This is a genomic window from Paraburkholderia solitsugae (genome assembly GCF_013177695.1).
GTDB classification, from domain to species: domain Bacteria; phylum Pseudomonadota; class Gammaproteobacteria; order Burkholderiales; family Burkholderiaceae; genus Paraburkholderia; species Paraburkholderia solitsugae.
On the sequence record NZ_WOEY01000128.1, the window covers coordinates 1 to 19,724 of the forward strand.

At 61.6% G+C, this 19,724-nt stretch carries 16 protein-coding genes; 6 read left to right on the forward strand and 10 right to left on the reverse strand.

Translation table 11 applies throughout. The annotated features are described in order from the left end of the window. From GNZ12_RS32305 to garD, 7 genes are all read right to left on the reverse strand, one after another. A partial coding sequence (locus GNZ12_RS32305; RefSeq protein ID WP_172316096.1) for a porin occupies positions 1-140 on the reverse strand: 140 nt, incomplete at its 3' end. A gap of 73 nt (positions 141-213) precedes the next feature. Continuing rightward, positions 214-1,566, reverse strand: a complete 1,353-nt coding sequence (locus GNZ12_RS32310) for a TRAP transporter large permease (protein WP_172316097.1) — start codon at positions 1,564-1,566, stop codon at positions 214-216. Positions 1,567-1,573: 7 nt separating this feature from the next. After that, entirely contained in the window at positions 1,574-2,053 is a 480-nt protein-coding gene (locus tag GNZ12_RS32315; protein ID WP_172316098.1) for a TRAP transporter small permease, read from the reverse strand. A gap of 138 nt (positions 2,054-2,191) precedes the next feature. After that, a complete protein-coding gene (locus GNZ12_RS32320; RefSeq protein WP_172316099.1) occupies positions 2,192-3,184 on the reverse strand; it encodes a TRAP transporter substrate-binding protein in 993 nt (330 codons plus the stop codon). Between the two features lie 635 nt (positions 3,185-3,819). Next, complete coding sequence (locus tag GNZ12_RS32325; RefSeq protein ID WP_172316100.1) at positions 3,820-4,743, reverse strand: SMP-30/gluconolactonase/LRE family protein; 924 nt, start codon at positions 4,741-4,743, stop codon at positions 3,820-3,822. Positions 4,744-4,748: 5 nt separating this feature from the next. Further along, on the reverse strand, positions 4,749-5,591 hold the full coding sequence (locus GNZ12_RS32330) for an NAD-dependent epimerase/dehydratase family protein (RefSeq protein WP_172316101.1): 843 nt from the start codon (positions 5,589-5,591) through the stop codon (positions 4,749-4,751). A 43-nt stretch (positions 5,592-5,634) separates the two neighbouring features. Next, positions 5,635-7,224, reverse strand: a complete 1,590-nt coding sequence (gene garD / locus GNZ12_RS32335; RefSeq protein WP_172316102.1) for a galactarate dehydratase — start codon at positions 7,222-7,224, stop codon at positions 5,635-5,637. A gap of 215 nt (positions 7,225-7,439) precedes the next feature. On the opposite strand from garD, the gene kdgD reads away from it, so the two are divergent. The 3 genes from kdgD to GNZ12_RS32350 all read left to right on the forward strand — a co-directional run bounded on the left by kdgD (position 7,440) and on the right by GNZ12_RS32350 (position 10,892). Then, the gene (gene kdgD / locus GNZ12_RS32340) at positions 7,440-8,357 is read left to right on the forward strand and encodes a 5-dehydro-4-deoxyglucarate dehydratase (protein WP_172316103.1); all 918 of its coding nucleotides are present in this window, start codon (positions 7,440-7,442) and stop codon (positions 8,355-8,357) included. Positions 8,358-8,573: 216 nt separating this feature from the next. Then, a complete protein-coding gene (locus GNZ12_RS32345; RefSeq protein ID WP_328806094.1) occupies positions 8,574-9,950 on the forward strand; it encodes an MFS transporter in 1,377 nt (458 codons plus the stop codon). A gap of 198 nt (positions 9,951-10,148) precedes the next feature. Beyond that, positions 10,149-10,892, forward strand: a complete 744-nt coding sequence (locus GNZ12_RS32350) for a FadR/GntR family transcriptional regulator (protein ID WP_172316104.1) — start codon at positions 10,149-10,151, stop codon at positions 10,890-10,892. A gap of 118 nt (positions 10,893-11,010) precedes the next feature. Here GNZ12_RS32350 and GNZ12_RS32355 read toward each other — a convergent pair whose 3' ends face one another. Continuing rightward, the gene (locus GNZ12_RS32355) at positions 11,011-12,594 is read right to left on the reverse strand and encodes an aldehyde dehydrogenase (NADP(+)) (protein ID WP_172316105.1); all 1,584 of its coding nucleotides are present in this window, start codon (positions 12,592-12,594) and stop codon (positions 11,011-11,013) included. A gap of 226 nt (positions 12,595-12,820) precedes the next feature. Between GNZ12_RS32355 and garL the strand changes: the two genes are divergently transcribed. The 3 genes from garL (at position 12,821) to GNZ12_RS32370 (ending at position 17,023) form a co-directional block, all read left to right on the forward strand. Then, positions 12,821-13,621: a 2-dehydro-3-deoxyglucarate aldolase gene (garL, locus tag GNZ12_RS32360; RefSeq protein WP_172316106.1), complete on the forward strand. Its 801-nt coding sequence runs from the start codon at positions 12,821-12,823 to the stop codon at positions 13,619-13,621. 11 nt (positions 13,622-13,632) lie between these two features. Beyond that, positions 13,633-14,547: a 2-hydroxy-3-oxopropionate reductase gene (locus GNZ12_RS32365; protein WP_172316107.1), complete on the forward strand. Its 915-nt coding sequence runs from the start codon at positions 13,633-13,635 to the stop codon at positions 14,545-14,547. Between the two features lie 364 nt (positions 14,548-14,911). Then, a complete protein-coding gene (locus GNZ12_RS32370) occupies positions 14,912-17,023 on the forward strand; it encodes a glycoside hydrolase family 28 protein (RefSeq protein WP_172316108.1) in 2,112 nt (703 codons plus the stop codon). Positions 17,024-17,232: 209 nt separating this feature from the next. Here the strand turns inward: GNZ12_RS32370 and GNZ12_RS32375 are convergent, their stop codons facing one another. Together GNZ12_RS32375 and GNZ12_RS32380 are read right to left on the reverse strand one after the other, a co-directional pair. Next, positions 17,233-18,525 (reverse strand): MFS transporter, encoded by a 1,293-nt coding sequence (locus GNZ12_RS32375; protein WP_172316109.1) that lies wholly within the window; start codon positions 18,523-18,525, stop codon positions 17,233-17,235. Between the two features lie 29 nt (positions 18,526-18,554). Continuing rightward, positions 18,555-19,397, reverse strand: a complete 843-nt coding sequence (locus GNZ12_RS32380) for an NAD-dependent epimerase/dehydratase family protein (protein WP_172316110.1) — start codon at positions 19,395-19,397, stop codon at positions 18,555-18,557. Positions 19,398-19,724 lie beyond the last annotated feature (327 nt).

The following is a 19,724-nucleotide window of genomic DNA, read 5'->3' on the forward strand; positions in this document are numbered from 1 at the left end:
CCAGTCGTCGAACCGAGCGACGTCTGGCTGCTCTGGTAGCCGATCCCCGTATCGACGATACCGTACAACGTCACGCTGGTTTGAGCGTGCGCGCCGAGGGCGACCAACCCAAGGGCCGAGGTTGCTATTGCCTTTTTCATTTCTGCTCCTCTGTAAAAAACTTATTCTTTGTTTCTGGCAGTGCCTCACCGGTGCAGACTCTTAATCAAGCGTTCAAAACACCGGGTGGCCATTGATCAGGCTAGGCAACCACGTCGAAAACATCGGGACGTAGGTCACAATGTTGATCGCGCTGAAGATAGCCAGGTAATAAGGCCACGCCACCTTAGTGGTTTCACCTATCGACACATTGCCGATTGCGCAGCCGATGAACTGCACCGAGCCGATCGGCGGATGCACGAGACCCAATGCACAGTTCAGCAGAATCATGATCCCGAACTGCACCGGGCCAACACCGGCGTGCATCGCCATCGGCAGGAACAACGGCGTGGTGATCAGGATGTGCGCGGCCATGTCGACGAACGTGCCGAGGAAGATCTGAAGGATGTTGATGTAAAGCAGCATCAACCAGGCGTGACTCGTTGCACCGTCGAGCATGTGTTCGATTGCGTCGGGAATCTCCAGATAGGCCATCTGGTAGCGCAGCATGTTCGACACGCCGATCAGCAGCAGCACCACGCCAGTGGTTTTAGCCGCCTTGGACAGCGCATGAGAGAGCTTCTTCATCGTCATCGAGCGATAAACGACGATGGTCAACACCAGTGAATAAGCCACGGCAATGGCTGCCGCTTCCGTCGCGGTGGCAATCCCTCTCGCCACGCAGAACAGAATGATCGCGATCACCATCAAGCCGGGCAGCGCACCGAGGAACGTGCGGGCCACCGCGAACCAGCCGGGAAAGCGCTGCAATTCAGTCGAGCCGTCAGGGCGGCGCGGATAGCCGAACTTGACCGCTTGCCAGTACGCGGCGATGAGCACGAAACCCATTACCCACAGAACCGGCAACAGACCTGAAAACAACAGATCGCCGATCGACACACCGCTCAACTGCTGACCGTTCAAGGTCCCGGTAATGCCTTGGGCCGCGAACGCATAGATGATCATGTTCGTCGAGGTGGGCATCAGCGCACCCGCCAGCGACGAATGGGTCGTCACATTGACTGCATAGGCCGCGCTATAGCCTTCGCGCTTCATGAGCGGAATGACGACGCCGCCCATCGCGGACGTGTCTGCCGTCGGCGAGCCGGACACGCCGCCGAACAACGTGCACGCGACCACGTTCGCCATGCCGAGCCCACCGCGGAAATGGCCCACCGTGGCCTGCGCGAAACGCAGGATGCGGTCGGCGATACCGCCGTGCAGCATCAACTCACCGGAAAAAATGAAGAACGGGACCGCGAGGAACGAAAACGCGTTCATGCCCGAAATCATCGACTGCATGGCGGTGGCCGCCGGCAAGCCTTCATACAGATAAGTCAGGACGCACGAGAGTCCCAACGCAAACGAAACAGGAACCCCGAATACGAGGAAAACGAGGAAACTAACTGAGAGGATGGCAAGTTCCATGATTCTTCTATTTTTGTTTCTGTGCGAAAAGCCCCAGCAGGTTCTCAAATGAGAACAGTGCGATGCAGGCGCTGGCAACGATCGGAATGATGTAACGAAGCGCTTCCGGAAGGCCCAGAATCGGAATCTTGTCGTCCATGGTCGTCTCCGCCATCTGCCAGCAGCCGAAGAAAATCGCCACGGCCAGCACGATCAGGCAAAGATGCTGGAACGCGTGCGCGACCACTTGACCTTTCGGCGGCAATTTCTTGACGAGCGAATCCAGCCCGATATGGCCACCCTCACGAACCTTGAGCGCGGCGCCGAACATGGCGATCACGATCACCAGCAACAGGGCAATGGGCTCGACGAAATCCGGCGCGTCGCTGAAGACATAGCGCATCACGACGCTATAAATCACCAACAGGCACAGCGTGGCGAGACTCGTCGACGCCACGACAACCAGTACGCGGGAGAGAAAATCATTTGGGCGTTTCATGAATCTCATTGACCCCATCCTTGCATACAACGGATTTGTTCTTAATCTTCAGGAATCCTGCCAGCCATCACCGGCTCAGGAAACCGCACGACGGGGAAGGCTGGCAGCGCTTCCTGCAAGGCCTTTCGCCGTCGCCCTACTTCCGGATTACTTGACTGCCTGGATTTCGTCGACGATCTGCTTCATTTGCGGCGTCTTCTCGTACTTCGCCCAGACCGGTTGCATCGCCTTCACGAAAGCAGGGCGGTCGATCTGCGCGGCGGTGATGATCGTCGCACCGCCCTTGGTGACCGTTTTGGCCGCATCGGCTTCGCGCGCGGTCCACAGCTTCTCGTAGTAAGGCACCGAGTCAGCCGCCGCTTTCTTGATGATCTCCTGCTCTTGTGGCGTCAGTGTGTCCCACACCTTCTTGGAGAACACCAGGACTTCCGGCGTCATCGAATGCTCGGTTTCGGAATAGACCTGCGCGACTTCGAAGTGCTTGGTCTCTTCGTACGACGGCAGGTTGTTTTCCGCGCCATCCACGAGTCCCGTCCTCAGGCCCGTATAGACTTCGGCAAACGGCATCGGCGTCGGCGTGCCGCCCATCGCCTTGATTTCATCGACCATCAGATCGGAGGGCTGCACGCGCACCTTGAGGCCCTTCATGTCGGCGGGCGAATGGATGGCCTTCTTCGCGTACATCGAGCGCGCGCCGCTCTCATAGAACGTCAGCGCGATCATGCCCTTCGCCGTGAAGGCGTCGAGAATCTTCTGGCCTTCCGGGCCGTACATCACTTTGCGGAAATGGTCGATGTCGCGAAACAGAAACGGCAGTGACGGAATCATCGATTCAGGAACGATCTCATTGAACGCCGCACCGTTTGCGCGCGCCATGTCCAGTGCGCCGATGCGCACCTGATCGATCGTGTCGTTTTCGGAACCCAGCGCACTGTTGCCGAAGACCTTCACGGAATCTTTGCCACCGGTTGCCTTGCTGATTTCTTCACCCATGTATTTCACGGCCATATTGGTCGGATAGGTGTCACCATGCACGTCCGACACACGGAACACGCGCGCGTGCGCCGACACGGTGCTGAATGCCAGCACGGAGGCCGCGACAATCATCGAAACACGGGAAGAGGCAAACTTCTTGTTCATCGTGACATTCCTTGAAAAATAGATCATCCAATCGAATACGGGGGGGCCGTCTGCGGATGTTGCGACATGGTTTTAATGCGTCTCCCGGCTTCAAAAAATGCCGCGCTCGTTTCTCTGCCGTACGATCACCGCCCTTTCGGGTGGCGAGAGTTTTAACGTGCTGGCCTGCGCGATATCCCCGGCACAGATCCTCAGCACTCCTCTCGGATAACTCGACTTCTTTACTTCGACTGCATCGGAATGATCCCTGCGCGGGTTGCTCCCGCGCGTAGAGAACGCTGTCCTCTTTGTCCAGCGACCCAAAGCCATCTTGAAATGAATTTGTTTGGGCTCATATGTTATACGACGACATATGAAGTTTATAAAACGTAATCTGAGTTGTACAGCCGGTATTTACCCGCAGGAAAGCGAGTTGAACGTAAGAGTTTCCGAATTTAAATCAGGCGAAAAGCCAATACAGATAAGGGCGCGAGCCGCCCCCATACTTCATGCGTTTATATTTCTCGTACAGGGAAAGATGACTCGAAAGTGGCATTTACGCCACTATGTTGTACGACAAGTGATGAATAAAAGATGACGACTGTTGGGCTCCGACGTGCTAATACCCGGCGCCTCGTCTCATGCACATCGCTTTTTCAGAGTTCGCCTGCGTACTCAGGCTCGGGCAACCCCGTCACGCCGGGGCGAACGGCAAAGAGATGGCCGTCGTGTTCGCTCGCGCCAGTCGCGGGACGAATCGACGTCACGAACAGCGTGTCCAGATCATTGCCGCCGAACGCGCACATTGCAGGCTTCACGGCCGGCGTGGCAATCTGCCGATCGAGCTTGCCTTGTGGGGTGAAGCGCAGCAACAGGCCTGCGTCATTTGCGCAAATCCAGTAACAGCCATCCGCATCCACCGCGGCGCCGTCGGGACGCCCTGCGTAGTGATGCAGATCGGCGAATACGCGCCGGTTACTCGGCTCGCCCGCTTCGATGTCGTAATCGAATGCCCATATTTGCCGGCGCAGAGGATGCGAGTCCGACAGATACATCGTGGCCCCATCGGGCGACCACGCCAGACCGTTCTGTGTGATCAAGGCGTCGACGACCGGCGCCGACAACACGCCGCGCTCATCGAACCGATATAGCGCGCCCGCGGGATTTGCCGCTGCCATGTCCTGCACCATCGTGCCGGACCAGAAGCGCCCTTGCCGATCGCAACGGCCGTCGTTGAAGCGCATATCGTCGAACGCGAAGACCGGAGCGGCGAGCTTCCTGCCCGTCACCTTCATCGGTTCGCCGCGGGACGCGCCCTCAGTCAGCGTGACCGCGAAGAGCCCTGTCTCACAGCCCGCCAGCACCGTGCCGTGACGATCGAAGGCGATGCACGCCACCCTCTCGGGCAATTGCCACTCGGCGCGTTCTCCCGAATCGAGCCGTAGCCGCACGATCTTTTGCGCCGGAATATCTACCCAGTAGAGCGCCTGTTCCGCAGCACGCCACACCGGGCTCTCGCCGACCGACGCGGGCACCTGCCCCGCCGCCTCAACACGCTCCACGCGCGCGTCGTTCGCCATGGCGCTCACCGCTTCGGCTCCATCGGGCCGGCCAGCACGAACGGGCCACCCTGGAAATGCTGCGTCGGATCACCGAGATCGGTGGTGGGCGCAGCGACCGGAAAGAGATGCTCGAATTCGATCGAACTATCCTGCGGACGAAAGCCGAGGAACGCCGCCCTGGTGTTGTCGACCCACTTGGTCCGGTTATCCGAGACGCCATAAACGATCGCGTGTCCGACCCGGTTGGTGAACAGCGAGCAGCGCACCAGCTCGATGAAGTCGCGAAAACTCAGATAGGTGACGAGCATGCGCGGATTCTTCGGCTGCTCGAACGACGAGCCGATCCGCAGGCACACCGTCTCGAGACCGAAGCGATCGAAGTAATAGCGCGACAGCGATTCGCCGAAGCACTTCGTCACGCCATACAGGCTGTCCGGACGCAGCGGCGCGTCGATATCGACCACCGACGTCGTCGGATGGAAGCCCACGGCATGATTCGAGCTCGCATACACGATGCGCTTCACACCCTGCTTTTGCGCGGCCGAATAGAGGTTGTACAGGCCACGAATGTTCGCTTCGAGCAGATCTTCGAATGGCGCCTCGACGGAAATGCCGCCAAGATGAACGACCGCATCCACGCCTTCGAGCAGCGCGTGAACGGCGGCTTCATCCGCGAGGTCCACGATCGAAGCTTCTTCGGGCGCCGCCACGTCGCCGAGCGGCGCGATATCGGTGACGCGCACGACATCGGCCCATGCGGCGAGCGCACCGCGCAACTGCTTGCCGAGGTTACCGGCAGCGCCGGTGAGCAGAAGACGGCGGAAAGGTTTCTGCGCCGCCGGGCGGTCAAGGTTCGAGTCAGTCATGTCTCAGTCTTTGTCGTGATTACTATCAGAACGATCAGGTCTATCAGGTCACCGGCGCCGGATTGAACAGCGTCAACGCATTGTGGAGTTTGAGTTTCTCCGCGCAGGTCTCTTTACGTCCGCTTGCGACGTCGAGCATGAGGCGGAACAGCTCCCAACCCACGTCTTCAATCGTTGCGGCGCCGGTTGCAATGGTACCGGCGTTGATATCCATCAGGTCATGCCAGCGTCGCGCGAGATCGGAGCGCGTCGCGACCTTGATGACCGGCACTTCCGCGAGGCTGTACGGCGTGCCGCGGCCCGTGGTGAACACATGCAGGTTGATGCCCGCTGCGACTTGCAGCGTTCCGCAGATGAAATCGCTGGCCGGCGTGGCGGCGTAAATCAGGCCTTTCTGCTTGACCTTTTCACCAGGCGACAACACGCCGGAGATGGCCGAGTTGCCCGACTTGATGATCGAACCCATCGCCTTTTCAACGATGTTCGACAAGCCGCCCTTCTTGTTTCCCGGCGTGGTGTTAGCACTGCGGTCCGCGCCGCCGCGCTTCAGATAATCGTCGTACCACTGCATCTCGCGGATGATCGCAGCCGCCACCTCCGCGTTGGCCGCGCGCGCCGTCAGTTGATCGACACCGTCGCGCACTTCAGTGACTTCGGAGAACATCACCGTCGCACCGGCGCGCACCAGCAAGTCGGTCGCAAAGCCCACGGCGGGATTCGCAGTCAGCCCGGAAAACGCGTCGCTGCCGCCGCATTGCACGCCGACCACCAGATCGGAGGCCGGGCAGGTCTCGCGACGGCGATTGTTCAGCCGCTTCAGATGGCCGTCGGCCATTCTCATGATCGATTCGATCATCGACTGGAAGCCGACGTGCGCTTCGTCCTGAAGCACCACCACGTCGCCGTTCAGATCGGCCTCGACGTCGCCGATGTCAGCCACTTCGGCGACATTCGCAGCCGCGGCAATCGGGATCGTGCCCGGCGGCATCAGGCGTTCGGGCTGCAGCTTCTCGCAACCGAGGCTGACCATCATCACTTCGCCGCCGAAATTCGGATTCAGACTGATGTTGCGTACTGTGCGGATCGGCACCATCGCGTCCGGCGCGTCGATCGCGACGCCGCAACCATAGGTGTGCCCGAGGCTCACGACATCGTCGACGTTCGGGTAGTGCGGCAGCAGTTCGGCCTTGATGCGCGTGACCGCGTGCTGAACCACATCGGCCACGCATTGCACCGTGGTCGTGATGGCCAGGATGTTGCGCGAGCCCACCGAGCCGTCGGCATTGCGATAGCCCTCGAACGTGAAGCCTTCCAGCGGCGGCATTTCCGGCGCCTTGATGGTCGCGATCGGCAGATCGTCCAGTCCGGGCGGACTCGGCATACGGATCACATGCTCGTTGATCCAGCTGCCCTTCGGCAAGGCCTTGAGCGCGTAACCGATCACCACGTTATAGCGGATGACCTCATCGCCTTCCGCGAGATCGGCCAGCGCAACTTTGTGCCCCTGCGGAACACGCTCGCGCAGCGCAAGACCATCGGGAAATACGGCGCCCTCACCCAGACCGCCGTCGTTGACGACGATCGCGACATTGTCATTGGGGTGAACGCGAATGTAGAGCGGGGTTTGTTCCATTGCATCGATCCTTATGGCGATTTCACGCCTGCTGCACCGGCCATTCATACGTCATCCTACAACACAGAAGATGACCTGGATGTTCCGTATTTACCCTATGGCGTGCATTATGCCGTGAAAACACCGTTGAGTTAGACGATTTGTTGTTGTACGATGACGTATAATAAATCTCCATTTCTCAATACCGACCCCATTCGACGCCCAAGAGACTCATCATGACGACACCGCAGGAACTGAAGCAGATCGTTTCCGAAGGCCTTCTGTCCTTCCCCATTACCGACTTTGACGAACAAGGCGATTTCCGCGCCGATACCTATGCCGAGCGCCTCGAATGGCTCGCGCCTTATGGCGCGTCAGCACTGTTCGTCGCCGGCGGCACGGGCGAATTCTTCTCGCTCACGCATAACGACTACTCCAACGTCGTGCGCACGGCAACGGAAGTCTGCAAGGGCAAGGTACCGATTCTCGCCGGCGCCGGCGGCCCGACCCGCGTGGCGATCGCGTATGCACAGGAAGCCGAACGTCACGGCGCGAACGGCATTCTGTTGATGCCGCACTACCTGACCGAAGCTTGCCAGGAAGGCATCGCGGCCCACGCGGAAGAAGTCTGCAAGTCCGTACCGAACATGGGCGTGATCATTTACAACCGCGCGAACTCCAAGCTTGACGCCGACATGCTCGAAGGGCTGGCCGAGCGCTGCCCCAACCTGATCGGCTTCAAGGACGGCGTCGGCGAGATCGAGAACATGGTGTCGATCCGCCGCCGCCTCGGCGACCGCTTCTCGTACCTCGGCGGCCTGCCTACTGCTGAAGTCTACGCCGCGGCTTACAAGGCGCTGGGTGTGCCGGTGTACTCGTCGGCCGTGTTCAACTTCATCCCGAAGACCGCGATGGATTTCTACCGCGCGATTGCCGCGGACGACCACGCTACCGTCGGCAAGCTGATCGACGAATTCTTCCTGCCGTATCTGGCGATCCGCAACCGCCGCCAGGGCTACGCGGTCAGCATCGTGAAGGCCGGCGCGAAGCTGGTCGGCCATAGCGCAGGTCCGGTGCGCGCACCGCTGACCAATCTGACCGAAGAAGAAATGGCGCAGCTCGACGTGCTGATCAAGAAGCTCGGCGCGCAGTAACGCAGTTCGGCGCCAAGCCGTGCGAACCTGGGTCGCGCGCACGGCACCGCAGAGGGCGCCCGGGACGGCAACGTCGCCGGGCGTTTTTTCACTGCGGTTTTTACTGCGCTTTTCTCTGCCTTGACGCACGGCGCTTCCCACGAAAAAGCGCGGGTCCGACCAGCCGGGACCGCGGCGGCCGGCCAATTGCGGCACGACACCCGGGAGCCCACTCCCTTGCAAAAGATTCAGGAGACAAGCATGGAAATGAGCCGTACGGCGAGCCCCGCCCACGCCGCAAAGCGCACCAAAGTCCGCTACGCGATTCTGCTGCTGATCTTTCTCATCACGACGTTCAATTACGCGGACCGCGCCACGCTCTCGGTGACCGGATCCGCGATGCGCGCCGAGTTCGGCCTCGACGCGATCAAGATGGGCTACATCTTCTCCGCGTTCAGTTGGGCCTACGTTCTGTCGCAATTGCCGGCCGGGTGGCTGCTCGACCGTTTCGGCGCGCGGCGCGTCTACGCGGCGAGCATTTTCCTGTGGTCGCTATTCACGCTGCTGCAAAGCTCGATCGGTCTGCTGGGCAGCGCAGCCGCCGCAGTGACCGCGTTGTTCGTGCTGCGCTTCGCGATGGGCGCGGCTGAATCGCCGGCGTTTCCGGCCAACGCCAAAGTCGTGGCCAGCTGGTTCCCCACGAACGAACGCGGCACCGCGTCCGCCATTTTCAATTCAGCGCAATACTTCGCGGCGGTGATCTTCACGCCGCTGATGGCATGGCTGACCCATGCGTTCGGCTGGCACACGGTCTATCTCGTCATGGGCGCGACCGGACTGTTACTCGCCCTCACCTGGCTGAAGGTGATGAAGAACCCCGCCGACCACCCACGCGTCTCGCGCGCCGAACTCGACTACATCGAACAGGGCGGCGGCGTAGTGAACGGGCACACGAAAGCAGCCCGGGCTGAGGACATCGCCGGCGCCGGCGGCTGGTCGCTGGTGCGTCAACTGCTGACCAACCGCATGCTGCTCGGCGTGTATCTCGCGCAGTACTGCATCAACGTGCTGACCTACTTCTTCCTGACCTGGTTTCCAGTCTACCTCGTGCAGGCGCGCGGCATGACGATCCTGCAGGCGGGTCTGGTGGCATCCCTGCCCGCGATTTGCGGATTCTCCGGTGGCGTGCTCGGTGGCATCCTGTCCGACGGGCTGATCCGGCGCGGACATTCGCTCACGATCGCGCGCAAGGTGCCGATTGTCGGCGGCATGCTGCTGTCGGTGTGCATCATCGGCTGCAATTACGTGTCGACCGACTGGATCGTCGTCGCGCTCATGTCGCTCGCGTTCTTCGGCAAAGGCATCGGCGCGCTCGGCTGGGCCGTCGTCGCGGATACGTCGCCGAAGGAGGCACTCGGCTTGTCGGGCGCGATCTTCAACATGTTCGGCAATGTCGCCGGTATCGTGACGCCCATCGTGATCGGCTACCTCGTCGCGAAGACCGGGTCGTTCAACGGCGCGCTGGTTTTCGTCGGCCTGAATGCCTTGCTGACGGTATTCAGCTACCTCGTGATCGTGAAAGACATCAAACGGGTCGAACTGCGCCAAGGCTAGCAACCAGGCGGTTATCGTACTTCCGCGGGCGCCTGCCAAACAACGCGCCTCGTCCGCCAGGCGCCCGAAACCGGGCATCGACACCAGGTCAGACATCGATACCGAAAATGATCCGGCGTTTATATAATCAGTCGTCAGACGACGGTATAATGGATTACAGGAAGTATCTGCAACTATCTGATTTAAGGGGCGTTTTCGATGGCTACACCACTGGCATCCGCGGTACTGCCACGACGCGCGCGTAATCTTGCCGAGTTTGTCGTCAGCTACGTCACCGAGCAAATCGCGTCTAACGCCTTGAAGCCCGGCGACAAACTGCCGACCGAATCGCAATTGATGGTCACGTTGAGCGTGAGCCGCACCGTCATCCGTGAAGCGATTTCACGCTTGCAGGCGGGCAAGATCATTGAGACGCGCCACGGTATCGGCAGCTTCGTGCTGGAACCGCAGCGCGAAAAGCTGGGCATCGACATGGTGCCCGCCACCACGTTGCGCGACGTCCTGGCGATCCTCGAACTGCGCATCAGTCTCGAAACGGAATGCGCCGGCCTGGCGGCTCAACGGGCCAAGCCGGACGACCTCGCGCGCATGCGCGCGGCGCTCGACGCGATCGAGGCCACCCGCCACAACGGGCTGGATAGCGTCAACGCCGACCTGCAGTTCCATATCTCCGTGGCGCGCGCCACCGGCAACCGGTATTTCGTCGACATCCTGACGCAAATGGGCAGCGCGCTGATTCCGCGCAACCGGCTCGACTCGGCGGGGATCGCGCATGCAGAGCCCGACGCGTATCTGTCGCTCGTCAATCTGGAGCACGAAAGCATTCTCGAGGCGATCACGCGACACGACGCCGAAGGGGCGCGCGCGGCGATGCGCATGCACCTGTCCAATAGCCGCGAGCGGCTGCGGCGCGCTAACGAAGCCGCTGAAGCAAACAGCTGATTCTTTGCGCTGACGCTTAGCGAGCGCTGATTCGTCGCGCTGGACGAAAAATGGCCGGGATATCCCGGCCATTTTTTTATCTCACGCGGCGCCCTCTTGCGCGCCGCGCATGCATCGCTTAGCTGCGCGTGATTTCGCCATCACGGCGACGCCACAAGTCCAGTGGATTACCGTCGGCCAGCGACTCCGGCAGCAGATCGGCCGGGAAATCCTGATAGCACACCGGCCGCAGGAAGCGCTCGATCGACGTCGTCCCCACTGACGTCGCCCGGCTATCGGACGTGGCCGGGAACGGGCCGCCGTGCACCATCGCGTGTGAAACTTCAACTCCAGTCGGGAAACCGTTGACCAGAATCCGCCCGGCCTTGCGCTCGAGAATCGGCACCAGCTTCTTCGCCGCCGGCAGATCAGCGCTGTCCATCTGCACCGTGGCGGTCAGTTGACCGGCAAAGTGCTCGGCAACGGCCAGCATTTCCTGCTCGTCCTTGCAACGCACGATCGTCGACGCAGGCCCGAAAACCTCGTCCTCCAGTGCCGGCGTGGACAGGAAGGTCAGCGCATCGGTCACGAACAAGGCCGCGCGAGCCTGCGTCGGCCCCGTAGCCTCAACGCCGCGCGCCACCGCCTCGACGCCCCGGGTCGCCTCCAGCTTGTCCTCGCCCTCTTCATAGGCCGCGTGAATGCCGGCGGTCAGCATGGTCTGAGCAGGCTTGCCGCTCAGCGCCTCGGACGCCGTTGCAACGAAGCCTTTGAGTGCGTCGCTGTCGACGGCGATCGCGAGCCCAGGGTTGGTACAGAACTGCCCCGCGCCGAGCACCAGCGAGTCGACAAAGCCACGCGCGATGGTCTCGCCGCGTTGCGACAGCGCATTCGACAGGAGGAACACCGGGTTGATGCTGCTCATCTCCGCGTAGACCGGAATCGGTTCGGCCCGTGCAGCCGCGACGCGCATCAGCGACGTACCGCCTGCGCGCGAACCCGTGAAGCCCACCGCCTTGATCGCCGGATGCGCAACCAGCGCTTCACCGACGGAATTGCCGGCGCCGACGATCATCGAGAACACGCCTTCAGGCAGGTCCATCTCCTGCGCGACTTGCTGAATCACACGGCCGACCATCTCGGAGGTGCCCAGGTGAGCGCGATGCGCCTTCACCACCACCGGGCAGCCTGCCGCGAGCGCCGCAGCGGTATCGCCGCCCGCCACCGAAAACGCGAGCGGGAAGTTGCTGGCGCCGAACACCGCGACCGGGCCCAGCGGAATCTTTTGCATCCGCAGGTCGGAGCGCGGCAAAGGCTTGCGCTCGGGCAACGGCGAATCGAGCGTGGCGGCGAGCCATTGGCCGGCACGCACGACTTGCGCGAACAGTTTGAGCTGGCCAGTCGTACGGCCGCGCTCGCCTTCGAGACGCGCTTTCGGCAGGCCTGACTCTTCGTGAGCGCGCTGGATCAGCGCGTCGCCGAGCGCCGTGATGCCGTCCGCGATACGCTCGAGAAACTCGGCGCGCACGGTGAGCGGCAGATGCCGGTACGGGTCGAACGCTTTCTGCGCGAGTTCGCAGGCGAGTTCGACATTCGCGACCGAGCCGCTGCCGAACACCGGCTCGGCGATCTCGGATCCCGTGGCGGGATTGAACGCACGCAAGGGTTTTTCCTCGCCGCGCACTGCTTTGCGACCAATCAGCATTTCGCCGGTAATAGACATTTCGCTTTCCTTGGATGGATGCTTCAGATATAGGTCATCCTACAACATATGAATGCCGATGTGCAACCCGAAACCCCTGTCACGTGAGGAATTCGGGTTTACGTGGCCGTTACAATCAAACGTGTCGATGCTAATCTTCACTCAGAGGTACGACGACTTATAACATTCAGTTCAGCCCTACCCCGTCAGAGCATGCCCGGTTAATCTCAGTTCGAGGAGACATCCCATGACAGCCGCCACGCCTTACCAGCCCTTACCCAATAGCTTTCGCCGCGCCGTCTGCGGTGGCGAAACCCTGATCGGCTGCTGGGCTTCGCTCGCCAGCCCGATTGTCACGGAACTGCTCGGCATTGTCGGCTTCGACTGGATGCTGCTGGATGCCGAACACGCCCCGAACGACGTGCTGACGCTGATCCCCCAGTTGATGGCGCTCAAGGACAGTCCGAGCGCGCCGGTGGTGCGACCGCCGGCCAACGACAGCGTGTTCATCAAGCGGCTCCTCGATAGCGGCTTCTCGAATTTTCTGGTGCCATTCGTCGACAGCGGCGAAGACGCGGCCCGCGCCGTCGCCGCGACGCGTTACCCACCGCAGGGTATCCGCGGCGTCTCGGTGAGCCAACGGGGCAATCGCTATGCGACGGTCGCCGATTACTTCGACATCGCCAACGACAACGTCTGCGTCATCGTCCAGATCGAAAGCCGCAAGGCCGTCGACAACATTGACGAGATTCTCGCCGTGGACGGCGTCGACGCCGTTTTCGTCGGACCGTCCGATCTCGCGGCTGCTTATGGCCACATCGGCAATCCGAGTCATCCCGACGTGCAGCAGGCCATAGCACGCGTCTTCGAGCGCGCGCAGGCCGCAGGCAAGCCGAGCGGCATCCTCGCGCCGGTGCAAGCCGATGCGGAACGCTATCTCGCGATGGGCTGCCGCGTCATCGCGGTCTGTGCGGATATGGGGCTGCTGAAAGCCGCTGCACAGACGGTTCAAAAACACTTCATGCAGAAACAGGCAGACCGGAAGTAGAGACGGCCGCCATGACATCTACGGAGCATTCCATGCAAAAAGCAGGTTTTATCGGACTCGGCATCATGGGCAAGCCCATGGCCGCCAACCTTCTCAAGAACGGCGTGGCCCTGGCTGCGTTTACGCGCAGCGGCGTGCCTGACGATCTCATCCAGGCCGGCGCTGTTGCGTGTGACAGCCCCGCCGCCGTGGCCGCGCATGCTGACGTGATCTTCGTCATGGTGCCGGACACACCGGACGTCGAACGCGTGCTGTTTGGCGAACACGGTCTCGCGGACGCCTTACGCCCAGGACAAACGGTGGTCGACATGAGCTCGATCTCGCCGATGGCCACCCGCGACTTCGCAGCCCGCGTACGTGAGCATGGCGCGGACTATCTGGATGCGCCGGTTTCAGGTGGCGAGGTCGGTGCCAAGGGCGGCTCGCTGACCATCATGGTGGGTGGCGAAACAGCGACCTTCGAGCAGGTCAAACCGCTCTTCGACATGATGGGCAAGAACGTCACGCTGATCGGCGCGGTCGGCGCGGGCCAGGTGTGCAAGGTCGCCAATCAGGTGATCGTCGCCGCGACGATCGAGGCCGTCGGCGAAGCATTGCTGCTGGCGTCCAAAGCCGGCGTCGATCCGGCGCGCGTGCGCGAAGCATTGATGGGCGGCTTCGCGTCCTCGCGCATTCTCGAAGTGCACGGTGAACGGATGACGAAGCGCACGTTCGATCCGGGCTTCCGGATCGAGCTTCACCAGAAGGATCTGAATCTCGCGCTTTCGACGGCCCAGGCGCTCGGCGTTTCCTTGCCGAATACGGCCACCTGCCAGGCGCTCTTCAACGCCTGTGTCGCGCACGGCGGCAAAGCATGGGATCACTCCGCCATGGTGCGTGCACTCGAAATACTCGCCAATCACGAAATCGGCCAGACGACCGCCTAAACCCGCAGGCCCTACTCCAGGCGCCGTTCCACCCGCCTTATGCAGATAGGGAAGATGGAGCGGCGCATCCGCGCGTTCATGTCCTGAGCGAGCGGGTCTCAACGACAGCAGCTTCACGCTCACCTACAGCGCTTCATTACAAATATTAAGGATAACTTACGGCCAGGGAGACTGTTTCCATATCCAACGCTTATTCAGGCAACGGATAGACGAACTGCGCCCCATCGAGTTCTGACGATCACTCACAACGCCCGCAAAGGGCAAGGAGACATCCGTGGCAACCCAGGATAAAAACAGCAGCAAGCAGGTGACATCAAGAATCCCTGGTCAGAACGAACCGAATTCACCTAAACGCAGATCGTTTATGGTGTTCGCAGGTGCCTCCGCGGGCGCCACCCTGCTCGGGACTCTGCCCGGCTGCGGCGGTAGCAGCGACTCTTTAGGCTCCACGCCGCCGGCGGCGACCCCGCCAACCGTGGCTGCGGATCCGATCTGGGGGCCGACCGGCCAGGCAACAGCAATCATCAACAAACTTGCCAGCATCACCACGTCGACATTCCCGGCCGCTGATTTTCAGGTGACGAGCTACGGCGCGCGGACACTGCAGGCGTCCGCCTTGATCCAGGCAAACGCGTGGCCCGGTGGCGCGATTCCATGGGTGTCTGGCTCGCAGGCCGCGGCGTCGCCGCAAAGCCCTGGCTCGACCGTGATGGTGCCGTGGGATATGACGGACACTGCATATGATTCGTACTCCGCGTTCAATGCCGCGATTCAGGCCGCGCACGCGGCGGGCGGCGGCCGTGTGGTGGTGCCTGCCGGCAATTGGTATTGCGGCGGCCCGATCGTGCTTCTGAGCAACGTGAATTTCCATTTGACCTCGGGTTGCACGATCTATTTCAGCCCGAACCCGGCTGACTACGCGAAGAACGGTCCGTACCCGACGGCGAACGGCAATCTGTACTGGACGCGCTGGCAGGCGAACGACTGTCTGAACTTCGGCTCGCCGATCTACGCGTATCAGCAGAACAACATCGCGCTGACCGCCGACGACAACACGTGCGTTTTGAACGGTCAGGCGATGACGCCGATGCAGTTGAGCACCAAGCCGCCGACGTCGTGCTGGTGGACGTTCAAGGGCACGAGTAACGCGTACGGTTACGTGAAACCGGCTTCGGGCGGCGCGCCGGTTTCGCAAGCTGACGCGAACACGGGCACCACCTCCTACCCGGCCAACGCCGCCACCTACCCGGCTAGCACCGCCTTGACGAGTCTGCCCGCTGCCCAGGTCACGAATCCGCAGACCAACGTGTCGTTCATGAATCAGGATGGCACGACGACGACGCTGATGGCATTGCTCACGGTTTCGGGCTGGAATCAGGACCAGAACTATCTGCCCGCGCTGTCGGAACTCGGCGTGCCGGTCGTGGATCGCGTCTTCGGCCTCGGTCACTTTCTGCGTCCGTGCATGGTCGAATTCATCGGCTGCACCAACGTGCTGCTGCAGAATTACCACACGCAGAACACGCCGTTCTGGCAGCATCACCCGACCGATTGCACGAACGTGGTGATCGACGGCGTGTTTGCGGACAGCATCGGCCCGAACAACGACGGCTTCGACCCGGATGCGTGTAATTACGTGCTGGTGCAGAACGTTCAGTTCAATACCGGCGACGACTGCATCGCGATCAAGTCTGGCAAGTGCCTCGACACGGAGTACGGCCCAATGCAGAACATCGTGGTCCAGAACTGCACGATGCAAAGCGGCCACGGCGGGCTCACGATCGGCAGCGAAATGAGCGCGGGCGTGCAAAACGTCTACGCGCGCAATCTGACAATGCAGAACGAGAATTGGGCGACCAATCCGCTGAACATCGCGCTGCGCTTCAAGACCAACATGAACCGGGGCGGGTTCATCAACAACGTGTGGATCAATGGTGTGACGCTGCCCAACGGCGTGAACCTGGCCGGGGCCTACGGCGGCCATGCGCTGACCCCGAGCTCTAGCTATCCGGGTGCGGTCACCGGTGCGGGCACGGTCGGTCTCGCGGGAGCCCCGTCTACCGGGCAGGGCGGGCTGATCACGTTCGACTGCGATTACCAACCGAGCGGCGATGCGGTGCGCTGGAACCCCGCGACGATCAACAACGTCAACATCACGAACGTGAACGCGACCAACACGTCGGGTACGGTGAGCTACCCGATGCCTACAGGCTTCTCCGCGACGTCGGCTTCGTGTTTCCAGGCGATCGTCGCGCAGGGTCCGGTGGCTGCGGACTACAACGGTCCGTTGCCCGTGCCGGCAGTGCCGCCGATTACCGGCGTGACGATCTCGAACTGCAACCTGGGGACGCCGATCTGCACAGGACCGGCAACGACGACCACGCCGGGGCCGGTCTTGGTGAGCAACGTGAAATCCATCACGCTCAGCAACGTGGTGATTGGTGGCGTCACGTATAACAGTGCGTTGGTAGGGTAACCGCCAAGCGGTCTCCGGCGCGCGCCATGCCGGAGACCGCGCGCGATCATCCACTCGACGACTTGCAACACAACGATCGTCAACCAGTGTTAAGCGAGATGGCAAAAAAATGGCGACGCCCTCGGGCGCCGCCATTTTCATTACCCGGCGCGATTCGCGGCCGGCCCTAACCCCGTTACCCAGGATTACCCAGGATTACTCAGGATCACTCACTTGGCCCCGGCACTCGCCACCACCCAGCGCGGATCGGGCACCTTGTCATTGCTTCGGGCCAGCAGGCACACCACACCGGCCGCAATGATGTCGAACACCGCCAGCACCACAAACAACGGGCTGTAGCCGATCTGCGTGACCAGCACGCCGAACAGCGCCGTGAACGCCGCCGCGCCCAGGTAGCCCGCCATGCCGCCCATGCCCGTGGCGGTGGCGACTTCGTTCTTGCCGAACATGTCGGACGTGATTGCATACAGCGCACCCGACAGGGTCTGGTGGGCAAAGCCGCCGACGCACAGCAGTGCAACGGCCGCATAAGGACTCGCCACCAGCCCGACGCAAGCCGGCCCGATCATGCAGAGCGCGCCAACGACGAAGACCAACTTACGCGACGTGAACAGCGAGACCTTCGCGTACTTATGAAATAGCGGGCTGAGGTAGCCGCCGAGCACGCAGCCGATATCCGCAGCCAGAAAGGGCATCCACGCGTACAGCGCGACTTCCTTCAGGTTCATGTGCCGCTCGGTCATCATGTAGAGCGGGATCCAGGCGTTGAAGGTCTGCCAGGCCGGCTCGGAAAGAATCCGCGGAATGCCGATTGCCCAGAAATCGCGGCTGCCGAGCATGGCAACCCAATTGCGTTTGACCGCGCCGGCTTCGCTATGCTTCGCCTCCTGCCCGCTGAGGATGTAATCGCGCTCAGCGTCGCTCAACAGCTTCTGTTTCTGCGGGTGCTTGTACAGCAGCATCCACAGCACGCTCCAGACAATCCCCGCCACACCGACGATCAGGAAAGCCCATTGCCATTGGCCGTGCAACAACGCCCAAACAACAAGCGGCGGCGCCAGCAGCGCGCCCACGGACGAGCCGATGTTGAACCAGCCGATCGCAACGGAACGCTCCTTGGCCGGGAACCACTCGCTCGTCGCCTTGACGCCGGCCGGGATGCCCGCCGCTTCAGCGATACCGAGTATGCCGCGGAAGAACGCCAGGCTGCGCCAGCCCGTCGACCATGCCGCCGCGGCACAGGCCAGCGACCAGGCCAGCGCGAACGCCGCAAAGCCGATCTTGGTGCCGACGGTGTCGAGCACGTAGCCCGCAACCGGTTGCATGAACGCGTAGCAAAGCTGCCACGCCACCACGACATGCGAATACTGCGCGGTCGTGATATTGAGGTCCTTCATCAGCGTCGGCGCCGCCACCGACAACGTATTGCGCGCGAGGTAATTGATGATGAGCCCGGCCGCGACCAGACTGACCATCCACCAGCGGATGCCCTTGATTTTCATGCCTGTGTCTCCTCGTATTCCCTAACCAATCAGACGGGCCGGACCGCGCTGTCGTTGCTCGCGCTGTCGTTGCTCACATTTTCGTCGCGCGAGTAATCGATGCCGACAAAGCTGCCGCCCTGGTAACGCTGACCCAATGCATCGAGCGGGTTCGGCCGGGCCAGCACTTCCTCGGCGTAGGCCTCGGCGTCCTGGATCGGCTGATAACCGAGGCGCTCGGCACCGCTGTTGTCCCACCAGCTCCGTTTGTTGGCCGACACGCCCCACACGGTGATGAAACCTACGTCCTCTGCCTCGACACAGCGGTCGAGGAAATGCAGCAGGTCGCGATGACCGAACCAGGTGCTCAAGTGCCGCTGCTCGGTCGGCCGCTCAAGACAGCTGCCGATGCGCACGCAGATACTCTCAATGCCGTGCTTGTCCCAATACATGCGCGCCAGCGCTTCGCCCCACACCTTGCTCAGGCCGTAGAAGCCGTCCGGGCGCAGCGCGCAGTCGAGATCGAGATGTTCGGTGACCGGATACATGCCAATCGCGTGGTTGGAGCTGGCAAACACCACGCGCCTGACGCCTTGTCGGCGCGCGCCTTCGTACACTTCGACCAGCGCGCGCAGGTTGTTGTCGATGATTTCCGGCAGCGGACGTTCCACGCTTGTGCCAGCGAAGTGGATCAACACGTCGACGCCCTCCAGCAAACGATCGACGACGGTGGGATCGCGCAGGTCGCCGTGCATCACATCCTCGCCTTCCACCAGCGGAACCAGAGCCCTGGAACCCGCGGCCGAACGCAACGAGATGCCGCGCGCGATCAACGCCGCACGGACTACCGAGCCGAGCTGTCCGCCGGCCCCACTCAGGGCAATCTTCTTCATAAGGTTCCTTTACAGCGCTGCGCGCGATTGAGCCGGAGGACGGCAAGCGGTCGAGCCGCGGCGGCATCGGACCGAGAACGGCTGTTAGTTGTACGATAACGTACTATCTGCGATCCCGAGGTCAATTTCAACCAGGCACTTACCCCTATTGGCTTGCGCTGAGCGGCAATTTGTCGTTAATAAACAAACATATACGGCCATTCTATTTATATGACGTCGTATAACATTAAACGTAAATTAACGCCAAGTCATACGCCATTCAGCGCACACGCCCAGTTGGCTCGATGGGCATCGGCGCTCGAGCGCGCGTCGTCGGACGCGCGTAGA